A 13,875-nucleotide genomic window follows, 5' to 3' on the forward strand; every position below is an offset into this window, starting at 1 on the left:
TGAGGCCGCCCCTCTCTTTTTCCGTTAAGCGGTTATAGATACACCTTAGCCAAGTTTTCTTTTTGTTGACGTCAATTATAATCCTTAAGGATGTGCTTCAATTTATCCTGCCATTTATTGTCGTCAAGGATGATCTGGAAACTAATGCGTCGGTTTTTTTGCAACGCTTCATCCGATGACCCTTTGGCGATCGGCTTGTATTCCGAGTAACCAGTAGCGGCAATATACTGTGCGTACTTAGGATTCTGGAACTTCGGATTCACCTTAGCCATATATTTGACAACGGATACAGCCCGTTCGGTTGAAAGCGTCCAGTTGTCGTACGGAACCGAATCGGTATGCCCCTCAACAAGAATAATATAGAGATATTGGCTCAGGTCTTGTTCATCAATAATTTGCACTAGTGCATCGGCAAGATGTTCCAGCACAACCTTCCCTTTGTCGCTAATCTCTGAACTGCCGGTATCAAAAAGGATGCTTCCTTCGACAGAAATCGTATTGTTCGGTCCGCGAATGATTTTATCCTTCCCAACGTTTTCCTCAAGCCTTTTTTCAATGAGGTCAGAAATGTGCTTTTTCACATTCGCAACCTTAGCAAGTTCATTCCGCACCTCTGTCTGCTCGTAGGCGTTGTAGATGCTTTGGATATAAGCAATGATCGCAATAAACAGCATCACGAGTACCATCATTGCCATCATATCGGTAAAAGAAGGCCAAAAGAAATTTTGCATGTCATCTTCTGAGTTGTTCCATCTACGTCTCCTCATAGCATCACCGCTGCTGGGAGTCGTGAATGGTAATCCGACGTGGTTCATATTGATCGCGCTCGTGCCTCACGTTCGCTGATTGGACCGTCGCATCAAGCAATCTCTGCAGCACATGATAGACATCACCAAAATATTGATGCGTCTGTTTAAATTCGCGAGAAAGGTTTTGATAGACGGCATCAAGTGCACGAATCAACTCCCGCGTCTCCTGTTCACGACCGCCGTTATCATATTTCGATTGTCGTTCGCGTTCAAACATATGGCCGAGTTGGTCGATAAAATCCCGCTTAAATGTCTCGATTGTGCCGTACCATGCTTTTTCAAGATGTTGCACCGAGCTGGCAAAGGATTCCGAAGCACGGCCATACTGCTCGTTTTTATCCTGATACCGGTAAAACCATTCATCATTCTGCTGAGCCATCCGCCGTTCGAAATCCTCGTTTTTCGTTTCATAGCGGGAGAGGACCGAATCGACGCCAGAGATGAGGCCACGGCCAAGTTCTTCGGTTTTCTTTTGGGCTTCCTCTAGCGTCCGGTCCGAACGTTGATGAACCTGTTCTACCCCAGTAATAAGAGATCGGGCAATCTCCTCGGTTTTTTTGTGTGCTTCTTCCATTGTTCGGTCTGAGCGCTGTAAAACCTGTTCCATTCGCTTTTGACCTTGATCAAGCTGTTCACTCGTACGCTTGTATTGTTTTTCAAAGCCTGATACGTGTTCACCGAGCTTGGCAAGACTTTTATCGACCGAATGCTGAACAGATTCCAGCTTGGTAATTGTATCTGAAAAGCGATCACCGAAAGCGACTAGGGTGTCGGTGCTGTGCTTGAATTGCTCTGTGTGTTCCCGTTGTGCGTGAAGAATTCCCTTCACATCGGTCATCGCTTCCTCTAACCCTGCGGTAAAACCAACCATCTTTTCGCTAAAATCACCGATACTAGCCTGAAAGCTTTCCTGGACCTTCGTAATCAGTCTGTCGAGAAGTCGCTCTAATGAATCCTTTGGCTTTTCGTTTTGGAGCTGTTCCTGAAGAACATGGTCGAGAAAGCTCTCTGCCTCGGTGATAAGCCGATCCTGTAGATAACTGAGTGACGTTCCTCCTGTTAAAAAGCCGGTTTGGACAACTACGAGACAAAGTGAGCTTCCGATCCCTGCGATACTTGTGACGAAAGCAATACTCATCCCTTTAAAAGGCTCGGAAATCGCAGTGACAATCGATGAAACGGATAAGGTCGATTCCCCCGGCTGATTACCGATTCCGACAAGCGTTTCCTGCATTGCCATAATTGCGAGGGTGAGGCCGATAAATGTTCCGAGTACACCAACGACGATTGAGAGTGAAGGCAGTCCGTGCAAAAGCCGGATTACATTTCCGGTCGGGACGCGAAAAATACCGAGTACCCGGATCGGCTGCTTCATTAAATGCTTTTCAATGAGTACAGGGCTATTGACGTTGGTAACCCCTGCGAGATGATAGGAGCGGTAATCCTCCATCGCGTCAACCATCCACTGAGGTCGTCTACTCTGGGACGTTGCGTCCATCTGTTTCAATTCTTTCAGCCAGTCGGCAAGCTTGATTCGAGCTTGAAAATTGCCGATTATGCCGAATATGGTAATAAATCCAATGATCCCAACTACGATGAGCGTAAGATTTTCCAAGCTACATTCCCCCTTGACTACTAACTAGTCTATGAACGGTCTAGGGGAACTTGCCCATTTTTTTGGACGTTAAGAAAGTATAAAATTCGGATGCATAGATGCAATGTCTAGCTCCAGCGCCCAACCCCTTGATCACTTCAGTCCTCCTGCGGCGGCGACAGCCTCCTCGTTGGCCTTCCAGTGACCTTCGGGGCTAACCAGGGCGCTTACGCTTTTCTTAGACGAGAATATTTTGAATCGGAGGGCTGGCCCATATAGGCAAGTTCCTATTCATCATATGCGGTCCATTGATTGCCCTACTCATCGTTATTGAATCATTATAAAGGGAACGAGTGTTTGTATTCTGTTTCTGAAGATGGTATAATGAGGACAGTAGAAACGAAGATGGAAAAAATGTTGGTGACAAAGAAAGAATTCGTATGGTTACAAGAGATCGATAACATGCTGTTCAATCCTCTTTGATACATCTTGCAGATTCTCCCGCGCTTTTCGCACCTATCAGGGCGCTTCCGCTTTTCTTGTAGGTTTGGAGTTGGTTAAGCTTTGTATCCAGTAGTTGGCTGATTCGTACAATGGTAGGATCGGAATAGGTATCGATCAATTTACTATATTCATACAATAATTGCTGCAGTAAATAAATTTCATCGGTTACATGTAAATTGGTACGTTTCGTATCGTTCATTTACGCCTCCGCCTAGAACTTAGTTGAAATCAATTCCATTTATATACATTAACTTACAATAAAATCAATCGGTTGTAAACTATAAACTAGTTTGATAGCCCTATTTACTCTTTTCTGTTAAAACATGCCATTTAGCTCGGTTGTCAGACCTATTTATAGTTACTAGGAACGATTTATCGGTAATTTTACAAAAAATTCATACAATGTCAATGAAAGTCTAGTAGAGTTAGAAAGAAAGGTTTTAATCCAAAACTAGGAGGTCTTTTTATGTATAAACCTACTATAAAAAGATGGACGAGTCTTCTGGCGATTTTTGCTATGCTCTTAACGCTTTTGCCAGCAGGATTAGTCCAGGCTGAAGAAACGGCTGTTACCCCGATTTCAGATGCAAAAACAATGAACGGTCAAACGGTTACGGTTGAAGGGATCGTTACCGCTGACTTTACCGGCAGCAATCTGTCCGCATACATACAAGATGATACAGCGGGAATTAACGTTTTTTCATTTAATGAGAATCTAGCGGTTTTAGAGGAAGGTCAAAAGATTGAAGTTACGGGAGAAATTACTTCCTATCGTGGCCTGACTGAAATCGAACCTACCAGTGTAACTGTTGTATCGGAAGGGAATGAACTTCCGGCAGCACAATCTATTGATCTAGCAACACTTTACAACAATGAAGCGGAGCCGCTCGAAGGTTCGCGCGTTACTGTTACTGGATTCATTCAGTCTATCCCGTCTAGTCCAGCTGGCGGAGGCTATAACATTTCGTTTATTGATGATTCGATGCAGGGCACTATTCTGCGTGTAGAAGAGTCTACTGGTATTGACGTTTCCACGCTTCAAGAAGGAAAGTGGTACAGCGTCACTGCAATCGTAGGTCAGTACAATGACTATCAGCTTTTACCGACAAAAGCATCTGACTTCAGTTTGCTAGAGGATCAGCCTCCAGCACCAGAACCGAAGGAAACCTACACAAGCACAATTGAAAGTGTTGTAGATGGTGACACTGTTCATCTTACAGATCCGGTCATTGGTACGACTAAGGTTCGTATGCTTTCTATTGATACACCTGAAACGAACTACAATGGACAATCTCAAGGAGAGCATGCGGTTGCAGCAAAAGAAGAGCTTCAACGTTTGCTACCACCAGGAACTGAAGTAACGATCGAGGTTGGCGAAGAACCATTAGATAATTATGGACGTTTGCTTGCCCACATCCACAAAGGCGATATGGACGTAAACGAAGAAATGGTACGCCTTGGACGTGCAGTTCCTTATTTTATCTATCCAAATCTAGAACACTTTGAATCTTATAGTGCAGCAGCGAAAGAAGCAGTTGATAACGGACGTGGAATGTGGAATCCAGAGAACCCGATTGAGGAACTTCCATATGAATTCCGCTTTAACCTGCGTGGCGGTCCTGACAAGTATGTCGGCGACTATTTTACAAAACAATACGTTGCTCCTGAAAAGTGGGAGGACATCCCTGTAGAAAACCGTGTCTTTTTCTTTGAAGAACAGGATGCAATTGATGCAGGCTATACGGCAGTAGGTGGCGGCACGAGTGATAACATCAAGGTGCAGCTGCTAGGTGTCAACGACCTCCACGGAAAAGTGGATGTAACCGGTACAGTTGATGGCGTGAAATACGGCCGCATGGACTATCTTGCAGCTTATTTGAATGAGCGCGAAGCAACAAACCCGAACACATTGACTGTACATTCAGGAGATATGGTCGGAGCAAGTTCACCGGTTTCTGCCCTTTTACAGGATGAGCCGACCGTTGAAATGATGGAGGCCATGGGCTTTGACGTAGGAACACTTGGAAACCATGAATTCGACGAAGGTGTCGATGAAATGCTTCGTCTCATTGAGGGCGGCGATCATCCAGAAGGTACTGAGAATTACGACGGTATTAATTTTCCAATGGTCGCAGCGAACGTAGAATATAAGGATACTAGTGAACTCGTCCTCGATCCTTACACCATTCTTGAAGTCGGTGGAACAAAAGTCGGGTTCATCGGTATCGTCACAACAGAAACACCATCAATGGTTATCCCAGACGGCATTCAGAACATTCGTTTTACAGATGAAGCAGAAGCTGTAAATAAATACGTGACAGAGCTTCGCGAACAAGGTGTCGAGGCGATTGTCGTTCTTGCGCATGAGCCAGGCACCCAATCAGGCGACACAGCAACAGGTGAAGTCGCTGACCTAGCTACAAACATTAACGACGCAGTCGATGTCATTTTTGCCGCACATAACCATGTAAAAGTAAACGCAGTAGTCGATAACAAGTTGATCGTACAAGCTTGGGAATATGGAAAAGCGTTCGCAGACGTTGACCTCGAAATCGACCCTGCAACGAATGACATTGTAAAAAAATCAGCAGAAGTCGTCGATGTCGTCCAAAGCGGGATCACACCAGATGCTGAAATTACAGCGATTTTAGACAAGTACCTTGAAATGGTCGGACCGAAGTTGAATGAAGTCGTTGGAGAAGCAGCGATCTCTCTTGAAGGTGGCTATGCGACGAAAGGGCTTTACGGAGACAATGCACTTGGAAACTTGATCGCAGAGGGCATGCGTTGGGAGATGGAAGCTGATTTTGCCTTGATGAATGGCGGCGGAATTCGAGATGATCTCGATGCAGGACCGATCACATGGGGCGAGCTGTACAATATCCAGCCATTCGGAAACATGTTGGTCAAGCTTGATGTGACTGGTGATGACCTTCGTAAGGTCTTAAATACCCAATTTAATCCAAAATATGGACCGGATGTAAGCATTTCAGGATTCCGTTATACGTGGAATGAAGCAACGAATGAAGTTGTCAGCCTTTACTTGCCAGATGGAAGTGAAGTCCAACCAGATGAAACATATACAGTAGTCGTGAACAACTACATGTACCCGCACGGAACGGATGACTATCGTTTAGATGAGTTAGCCGAAAACCCTGTTCAAGGACCGAATGATCTTGAAGCAACGATCAACTATATTGAAAGCTTTGACGAGCCGATTGAAGTTCATCCAGACGCCCGGATCAGTAGCGACTATATGGCTCCGACAACAACAGTAACGGTTGATGGGAATGTCGGTGAAGATCAAGTGAATGAAGCAGACGTAACGTTTACTGTTGAAGCTACGGACGGCGAAGGCATCGGCGTCATGAAGACCGAATACCGCGTCAATGACGGTGAGTGGACGACGTTTGATGGTAACACATTGACGTTGTCAGAAGAAGGAACACATACCATTGAAATCCGTTCTATCGACAACAACTTTAATAAAGAAGAAGTACAGTCTTTTACAATTGTCATTGATGGGCCAGCAATAATCGATGAACTCGATGAGATGGTTGATGAAGCTTATGAAAACGGCTTAATCACAAATCGAGGAACGTACCGATCTCTCCAAGTACGGATTCTTGTTGCTCAACACGCTCGAAATGAACACGTCCAGAACGCTATGTTATCGTCAATCAAGCGTTATACGGAAAGAAAGAGCGGTAAAACGATAGACGAAACGTTTGCAAACGAATTAATTAAAGCAATCAATCAAATTCTAGAACAAAAATCGGGGAAGCAATAGCAGAATAGACGAAAGCAGGTGGCCAAGCTTGAAGGTTTGAGCCCCTGCTTTTTATTTTGCACGTTAAGAAAGTATAAAAATACTAAGTTTTCTTTATCACACCTGAACAGGGCGCTTCCGCTTTTCTAACTCTAATGTGTAAGGACTACTTGTCTTTTCTACTATCGAACCCTACAATCAGATTAGAGAGATGGGGGAATGAACAAGTTGAAAAAGTCACATATTAAACGAAAGAAGACGATTATTTGGACAGTTGTCTCAGCACTACTTCTAATTTATATTGGTACGATGATTTACCATACATATAAACCAATTCCAAAAGATATTAATTACGAGAGTGAAGTTTACAGGGTTGATGACATCAAGTTTTACTATGATCTCACCTATCCAAAGGACGGGGAGGTTATGCATGAACATGTCATTTTTGATCGGATTAACGAAATGATTACCGATGCGGATGATTATATCGTGCTCGACCTGTTTCTCTTCAACGGGTACTATGAGCCAAATACATCCTTTCCTCCAATTAGCAAAAACCTCGCTGATACGATCATCAAAAAGAAAAAGGATAACCCTGATATCGAGGTTGTTTTTATCACTGACCGCGTCAATACTGGCTACGGTTCTTATCCTTCAAAGCTTTTAGATGAGCTTAAGGGCCACGGTGTAGAAGTAGTCTATACGAACTTGAATAAGCTTCGGGATCCGACACCGCTTTATTCAGGATTCTGGCGGATGTTCGTCCAGTGGTTTGGGACAGAAGGCGATGGCTGGATCCGGAATCCGTTCGCAAGCACCGCACCAGACTTTACAGCACGTTCTTATTTGAAGCTTTTAAACGTAAAAGCGAACCACCGTAAAGTCGTCGTCACAGACAATAGTGCGTTAATCACATCAGGAAATCCGCACGATGCTTCAGCTTACCACGGGAACATCGCATTCGAAGTGAAGGGTCCGATTATCAAAGAGATCCTGAAATCTGAACAGGCGGTTGCGAATATGGCAGGGGATGTTAAGCTTCCTGATTTTAAAAAGACAAACAGCAGTAAATCAACTGGACCATATGAAATTCAATTTTTAACCGAGGGTAAAATTCAGGAGCATGTCGTAGCGGCCATTGAGCAAACCGAACAAGGGGACGAGATTTGGCTTGGGATGTTTTATATCGCCGACCGATCTGTCATCACACCGCTTATAGATGCTGCCAATCGTGGAGTCGACGTCAAGCTTGTCCTTGACCCGAACGAAAACGCATTCGGGAATCAGAAAACCGGACTTCCAAACCGACCTGTCGCGATGGAGATGATTGAGGATTCGAAAGGGAAAATCGAAATACGTTGGTACAACACGACCCAAGAGCAATATCATACGAAAATGATGTTTGTAAAAGGGAAGGATAATGCGACAATCATTGGAGGGTCGGCAAACTTCACGAAGCGAAATCTTGAACCTTTTAACTTAGAGGCAGATTTAAGAATGAAAGCTCCGACTGATTCGAAGTTAGCTATAGAGGTGGATCAGTACTTCGATCGGATTTGGAACAATAAAGATGGAAAATACACCGTCGATTATGAAAAACACGAAAGCAAGCTCACCTATCTGCAACGAGGAGTCTATGCGATTCAAAAGTTCCTAAGACTGACGACGTATTGAGGACAAATGGGGAAACAAACATCCTATGAATTCAATTAGGTCCTCATTTGTTTTCAAGCTTAAAAGTAAAAATAGGAATTAAAAAGGTTAATCTAAAAGGAGATAAGAAACGTGAATGTTCTTACTCCTTTTTACTTTTACTATTAAGGAACATAAATATCCAGATGTCTTGGCAAGACTTCGATTTTCAGTGGTAGCTTTTCGCCTTTCTCGCCATCGATGTTTGAGATAAGTTCTTTTTCTGTAGAGGAGATCTCAAGCTTTGATGTACTAATGTACTCAACATCTGGATCATTCACAAGCTCACCACGCAACAATTCAGTTGTAAGCTTTATGAATTTTGGCAATGCGACATCCTTTACTACAATACACTTCAGCTTCCCATCATCGATTTCCGCATCAGGGGCAATTTTTTCAAAACCGCCAACCGAATTGGTTAATGCGGCAAGAACGAGCATTGCCTCGCCATTCCATATTCCTTGGTCATGTTTAAGTGTAACCTCTATTGCCTTTTTCGAACTAAGACTTTTAATGCCCTCGATCATATAAGCCAGTGGACCGAGTATTGTTTTTTGCTTAGGAGATACAGAAAAGGAAGCTTCGGCGATTGCGCCAACCGCGATAATGTTCATAAAATAGCGATCATTCACTTTGCCGATGTCTACTGGTCGAGTCTTATCATTTTGAATAACATCAATCGCAGCTTCACAATCGAGCGGAATATCAAGCGCCCTAGCAAAGTCGTTCACCGTGCCCATCGGAATGATCCCAAAGTTCGGACAATGCTTTTGATCGGCAAGGCCGTTTATCGTTTCGTTCAGCGTCCCGTCACCACCCATTGAAACGACAACATCGAATGCCTCTTCGCATGAAGACCGCGCAAATCCGAGAGCATCAAGTTCTTTCTTAGTAACCTTAATGATCACATCATAGCCTTTGTTTCGCAAAACGTCCTCAACCTTTGACTGATTATCTTGAGCTTCTTCTTTCCCAGAAGAAGGATTAAGTATGATCATCGCCTTTTTCATGATATCGCCTCCTAATAACAATTTATGTACACTTTTTTGAATTTTCCCTTCTAACCATATTTACCCTGTAAACAAACAACCTAACCCTCAAATATTTGTATGTTTTTATTACCGATGTTACTCATCACTCCACTCGAAAAAAATAAAACCTTCTAGGACTATTTCGCCCAGAAGATTCATTCCATAAGGTAAGAAGGTAAAAAATTGAATGCATAGAAGATGTACTGTCTAGGTCCACCGGTCCAACCCCTTGGAGCAATTTCGGTCTCACTAAGGCAGCGACAGTAGCGATAATTCTTCTATAAGGGTATAAAAATAACATATTATATGAAAAACCGATAGATTTATAGAACTTCTCAAAATAATTCATCCATAATTTCCGGAATTCATCCGTACCAAGGATAATTCATCCAGAAAACCTGGAATTCGTCCGTATTGAGGATAATTCATCCAGAAAACCTGGAATTCGTCCGTATCGAGGATAATTCATCCGGAAAACATGGAATTCATCCATATCAAGAATAATTCAACTTAAAGAGTCGGGACACGAGGATAATAATAAGGAAAGAGATGATTTTTTCCTATTGGAGTCCTTCCTGATTTAATAGGTACTGTTCCGCCTGCTTTAGGAAGTTGTGTAGCGATTAGCCCAAATTATACATATTCACTTTCTCACGGCCTTCCAGCGAAAATCGCCTCCGATTATGTTATTTTGTTGAGTTTGGTTGCTTACCTTATAACGAAAGAGGCGATTTTTTTGTGAAGTAAAGAAAGTATAAAATTTTGCTGCATAGATGCAATGTCTAGCTTCAGCGCCTAGGTGCTCGAGGTCGCTTCGATTCTTCCACAAACACAAAAAGCGTGTTATGTTACAGAATCTCCAGCGCTTGTCGCACCTGGTCAAGGCGCTTCCGCTTTTCTTAATACATAAAGAGAGCTGCCCCAAAAACAAAAAGTCTTTTTTGTAGACCTTTGGGACAGCTCCTTTGTTTCAAGTCGCCCAACTCCTTGATTCACTTCAGTCCCCATGCAACGGCAACATACTGATTTACATCATGTATATATTCCCATGCAGAGCCGAACTTGTTAGAACCGAGCCTCCTCGTTGGCTTTCCAGCGGACCCTCGCAGCTGAACAGGGTACTTAAGCTTTTCTTACTCACTAGTTTGTAGTTGTTTGGTCCGATCCAGTCTCCATCCCCAAATGCTCTTTCAACTTTTGAGTAATTTCATTGCGCTCCTCTTCAGGAACAAGGAAATAGAAGATGCCATCAATGTTGGTTGGCGTTGCATCAACTTCAAACGTCTTCAGTGTCTTCCTCGCACCTTTGTAATGCGCCTGGATATCCTTCATCTCATCAAACGTCATGTTCGTCTTTACATTTTCACTTATCACATCAAGCACATCATCGAATTTCGTAATGGACGAGAAGCTTGCCCCTTTATCAATAACCGCCTTAATGACCTGACGCTGACGCTCGTTTCGACCTAGATCACCGTCCGGATCCTTCTTCCGCATTCGTACATAAGCGAGCGCCTCTTCACTAGACAGATGAATCTCACCTTCTTCAAATGAGTAACCGCCATCACTAAAAGCAAATTCATTCGTGACCGTTACACCACCAACCGCATTGACAATGTCCTTAAAGCCTTGCATGTTCACTTTTATATAGTAATCAAGCGGAATATCAAGAAAATGTTCTACCGTTTCAACCGCCATCTTCGTACCGCCAAACGCGTAAGCATGATTGATTTTATCCTGCTCACCACGCCCAACAATCAACGTGCGCGTATCCCTCGGAATGTTGAACATGTACATCGATTCCTTTTTCGGATTTACCGTAATAACAATCATCGTATCCGACCGACCACGATCACCAGGACGCTCATCCACCCCCATTAACAAAATCGAAATCGGTTCAAGATCCTCCTTGTTCACTTTCGGCTTCGGCTTAGTCGCTTCCCGATCTGGGTCAATCGGCTCATGGATTTGCTGTGCTGTATCCTTCACAGAATCATACAAATAATAAGCATAGGCCCCAGCACCAATCACAACGACCCCTATAAGACTAGCAAATATAATTAGTAGTTTTTTTATCATAAAAAAGTTCCCTTTCCTCTGTACCGCAATTTTACCGCTAGAATTGATTATACAGGAACGTGCAACCCAATCCAATAGCAGAATAACACCCTGTTTTTTTATAAAATAGATCCAAGCAGGTGCTATTTTCAGAAAAGAAACATCTGACTTTGCGTAGGAAGGGAGACCTAGATAAAGAAAAATCATTCGTCTATACAAAACAGTCGTGATAAACTATAGACATAAATTTTGTGATTTGAGAAGTAGGAGGATCCGAACATGGGAAAAAAGAGCAAAATCCATGAAGACCGTCGCTTTCGAATATCCAACAGGGAAGCATTGATGGGTATCGGACTTGCAATGATCAACTTCATCTGGTGGTACGCCTTCGCCTACGGCCTTGGTGGAAAGCCAGTCAAGGATTACACGTTCATATTAGGATTTCCATCCTGGTTTTTCTATAGCTGTGTGCTCGGTTTTGTTGTGTTCTCGATTCTCGTCTATATAATGGTAAAGGTATTTTTTGTCGAGGTGCCTTTTGATGACAATGAGGAGGAGGAATCGCGATGAATTGGGATGTGGTTTTACCGCTAATCGGATTTCTTATCCTTGTTTTCATTGTCGGTACATACGCGTCAAAACATATAAGAAACGCACCCGATTTTCTACAGGAATACTTTTTAGGGAGCCGTCAGCTCGGTGGTTTTGTTTTAGCGTTGACGATGGTTGCGACATTCGGAAGTGCAAGCAGTTTTATCGGTGGGCCAGGTGTCGCCTATAACCTAGGCCTCGGTTGGGTTTTACTTGCGATGTCACAGTTAGTTACGGGCTATTTTACATTAGCAGTCTTAGGGAAAAAGTTTGCGATTGTCGCTCGGAAAATCAACGCAGTTACACTAATTGACTTTTTGAAAGAACGTTATCAAAGCAAGTGGGTCGTACTGATGTCAGCGTTCAGCATCGTCGTTTTCCTATTCAGTGCAATGGCTGCCCAGTGGGTCGGGGGAGGTCGCTTGATCCAGTCGTTCACAGGAATTTCTTATACAGCTTCGCTGTTTATTTTTGCCGTATCCGTGCTTGTTTATGTTGTGATTGGCGGGTTTCGTGCAGTTGCAATCACCGACAGTATCCAAGGGATAGTGATGCTGATCGGGACATTACTATTGCTGATTGGAACGATCGTAGCCGGTGGCGGAATCCCGAACATTATTTCTGAGCTCGCGGCTGAAAACCCGAAGCTTATCTCACCGTTCGGAGCGGATGGATCATTGACGCCAGCATTCGTGTCCTCGTTCTGGATTTTAGTCGGAATCGGGGTTGTTGGATTGCCGCAGGTTTCCGTACGTGCGATGTCATACCGAGATTCGAAGGCGATGCACCGAGCAATGATCATCGGAACCATCGTGGTAGGTTTTATCATGCTCGGTATGCATTTGATTGGCGTATTTGCACGTGTTGTCATTCCGGGAGTTGAGGTAGGGGATAAAGTGATGCCGCTCTTGGCGCTTGAAGTGTTACCGGGATGGCTTGCAGGAGTTGTACTCGCAGCCCCGATGGCCGCGGTAATGTCGACGGTCGATTCGTTACTCTTGCTCGTCAGCTCCGCGGTTATTAAGGATGTCTATATCAATTACGTCCGCCCGGATGCATCTGAACGCCGGGTGAAAACATTGAGTATCGGGGTGACAGCAGTCATCGGCGTCCTCGTATTTTTGATGGCGATCAATCCGCCTGACCTGCTAATTTGGTTGAATCTATTTGCCTTCGGCGGCTTGGAAGCGGCATTCATATGGCCAATTGTACTCGGACTTTACTGGAAGAAGGGGAATGCTCAAGGTGCACTCGCCTCTATGGCAGTTGGTGTTGGCTCGTACATCGTGCTACATACCTATTCACCGAATTTGTTCGGCATGCACACTGTAGTTGTTCCGGTCATCTTATCCCTGTTCGGATACGTCTTGTTCAGCCTGCTAACCCAACACCGCCACAACAGCGCCAATCAACTCATCTGAGAGGGGCACTTTTCGACGGTTTTCCACGGTGCCTAGACCTAGAAACTTCTACAATGGTGATTTGCTGACCGCAAATCTATTCAATAGTGACTTTTTCCGCTTTTTTCTAGTCAAGGAACCATAAATCTAATAAAATATGATCAGAACAAAGCGGAATTATCCGCTTTGTAACACGTATAGCGCTGCTGCGAAGATATATGAGCTGCAATGATATCCGATTATCCCCTATGTATTTAGGAGATTCCGCATTCTTTCAGCAGTAACATCCCTAAAAAATTAAATAAATGATCTGAACAAAGCGGAAACCCTTCCGCTTTGCGCCCTTTAAGGCAATTGATGCATTTTTGAGGTCCGTTGTGAAGGTTTGAAGGGCGGATCTCCAGATTTATTAGACGAATTTCAGGTA

General features: G+C 43.8%; 9 protein-coding genes. 4 read left to right on the plus strand and 5 right to left on the minus strand.

Translation table 11 applies throughout. The features are described from left to right. Positions 1 to 71 precede the first annotated feature (71 nt). The 3 genes from NON16_RS07320 to NON16_RS07330 all read right to left on the minus strand — a co-directional run bounded on the left by NON16_RS07320 (position 72) and on the right by NON16_RS07330 (position 3,106). Complete coding sequence (locus NON16_RS07320) at positions 72 to 767, minus strand: OmpA/MotB family protein (protein WP_257348150.1); 696 nt, start codon at positions 765 to 767, stop codon at positions 72 to 74. 4 nt (positions 768 to 771) lie between these two features. Then, entirely contained in the window at positions 772 to 2,424 is a 1,653-nt protein-coding gene (locus NON16_RS07325; protein ID WP_257348151.1) for a hypothetical protein, read from the minus strand. A 448-nt stretch (positions 2,425 to 2,872) separates the two neighbouring features. After that, positions 2,873 to 3,106, minus strand: a complete 234-nt coding sequence (locus NON16_RS07330) for a Spo0E family sporulation regulatory protein-aspartic acid phosphatase (protein WP_257348152.1) — start codon at positions 3,104 to 3,106, stop codon at positions 2,873 to 2,875. A gap of 267 nt (positions 3,107 to 3,373) precedes the next feature. Here NON16_RS07330 and NON16_RS07335 point away from each other — a divergent pair, with 267 nt between their 5' ends. Both NON16_RS07335 and NON16_RS07340 read left to right on the plus strand, forming a co-directional pair. Beyond that, a complete protein-coding gene (locus NON16_RS07335) occupies positions 3,374 to 6,697 on the plus strand; it encodes a 5'-nucleotidase C-terminal domain-containing protein (RefSeq protein ID WP_257348156.1) in 3,324 nt (1,107 codons plus the stop codon). Positions 6,698 to 6,895: 198 nt separating this feature from the next. Continuing rightward, entirely contained in the window at positions 6,896 to 8,350 is a 1,455-nt protein-coding gene (locus NON16_RS07340; protein WP_257348157.1) for a phospholipase D family protein, read from the plus strand. 143 nt (positions 8,351 to 8,493) lie between these two features. Here the strand turns inward: NON16_RS07340 and NON16_RS07345 are convergent, their stop codons facing one another. Both NON16_RS07345 and tagU read right to left on the minus strand, forming a co-directional pair. Continuing rightward, a complete protein-coding gene (locus NON16_RS07345; RefSeq protein WP_257348158.1) occupies positions 8,494 to 9,378 on the minus strand; it encodes a YegS/Rv2252/BmrU family lipid kinase in 885 nt (294 codons plus the stop codon). Positions 9,379 to 10,539: 1,161 nt separating this feature from the next. Further along, positions 10,540 to 11,478, minus strand: coding sequence for a polyisoprenyl-teichoic acid--peptidoglycan teichoic acid transferase TagU (gene tagU, locus NON16_RS07350; protein WP_257348159.1), 939 nt, complete (start codon positions 11,476 to 11,478; stop codon positions 10,540 to 10,542). 258 nt (positions 11,479 to 11,736) lie between these two features. Between tagU and NON16_RS07355 the strand changes: the two genes are divergently transcribed. Both NON16_RS07355 and panF read left to right on the plus strand, forming a co-directional pair. Then, on the plus strand, positions 11,737 to 12,027 hold the full coding sequence (locus NON16_RS07355) for a YhdT family protein (protein WP_257348160.1): 291 nt from the start codon (positions 11,737 to 11,739) through the stop codon (positions 12,025 to 12,027). Continuing rightward, positions 12,024 to 13,469 carry a sodium/pantothenate symporter gene (panF, locus tag NON16_RS07360; protein ID WP_257348161.1) on the plus strand — a complete coding sequence of 482 codons (1,446 nt, stop codon included), beginning with the start codon at positions 12,024 to 12,026 and terminating at the stop codon, positions 13,467 to 13,469. Before NON16_RS07355 ends, panF begins: the two co-directional genes overlap by 4 nt. Positions 13,470 to 13,875 lie beyond the last annotated feature (406 nt).

The sequence above is a fragment of the Pseudalkalibacillus decolorationis genome, from assembly GCF_024609785.1.
In the GTDB taxonomy this organism is placed as follows: Bacteria; Bacillota; Bacilli; order Bacillales; family Fictibacillaceae; genus Pseudalkalibacillus; species Pseudalkalibacillus decolorationis.

What these genes read in the sequence shown, in the direction of transcription:
- NON16_RS07335 (WP_257348156.1), top strand. Translation starts at nt 3,374, where the DNA reads ATGTATAAACCTACTATAAAAAGATGGACGAGTCTTCTGGCGATTTTT.
- NON16_RS07320 (WP_257348150.1), bottom strand. Translation starts at nt 767, where the DNA reads ATGAGGAGACGTAGATGGAACAACTCAGAAGATGACATGCAAAATTTC.
- NON16_RS07355 (WP_257348160.1), top strand. Translation starts at nt 11,737, where the DNA reads ATGGGAAAAAAGAGCAAAATCCATGAAGACCGTCGCTTTCGAATATCC.
- NON16_RS07330 (WP_257348152.1), bottom strand. Translation starts at nt 3,106, where the DNA reads ATGAACGATACGAAACGTACCAATTTACATGTAACCGATGAAATTTAT.
- tagU (WP_257348159.1), bottom strand. Translation starts at nt 11,478, where the DNA reads ATGATAAAAAAACTACTAATTATATTTGCTAGTCTTATAGGGGTCGTT.
- panF (WP_257348161.1), top strand. Translation starts at nt 12,024, where the DNA reads ATGAATTGGGATGTGGTTTTACCGCTAATCGGATTTCTTATCCTTGTT.
- NON16_RS07340 (WP_257348157.1), top strand. Translation starts at nt 6,896, where the DNA reads ATGAACAAGTTGAAAAAGTCACATATTAAACGAAAGAAGACGATTATT.
- NON16_RS07345 (WP_257348158.1), bottom strand. Translation starts at nt 9,378, where the DNA reads ATGAAAAAGGCGATGATCATACTTAATCCTTCTTCTGGGAAAGAAGAA.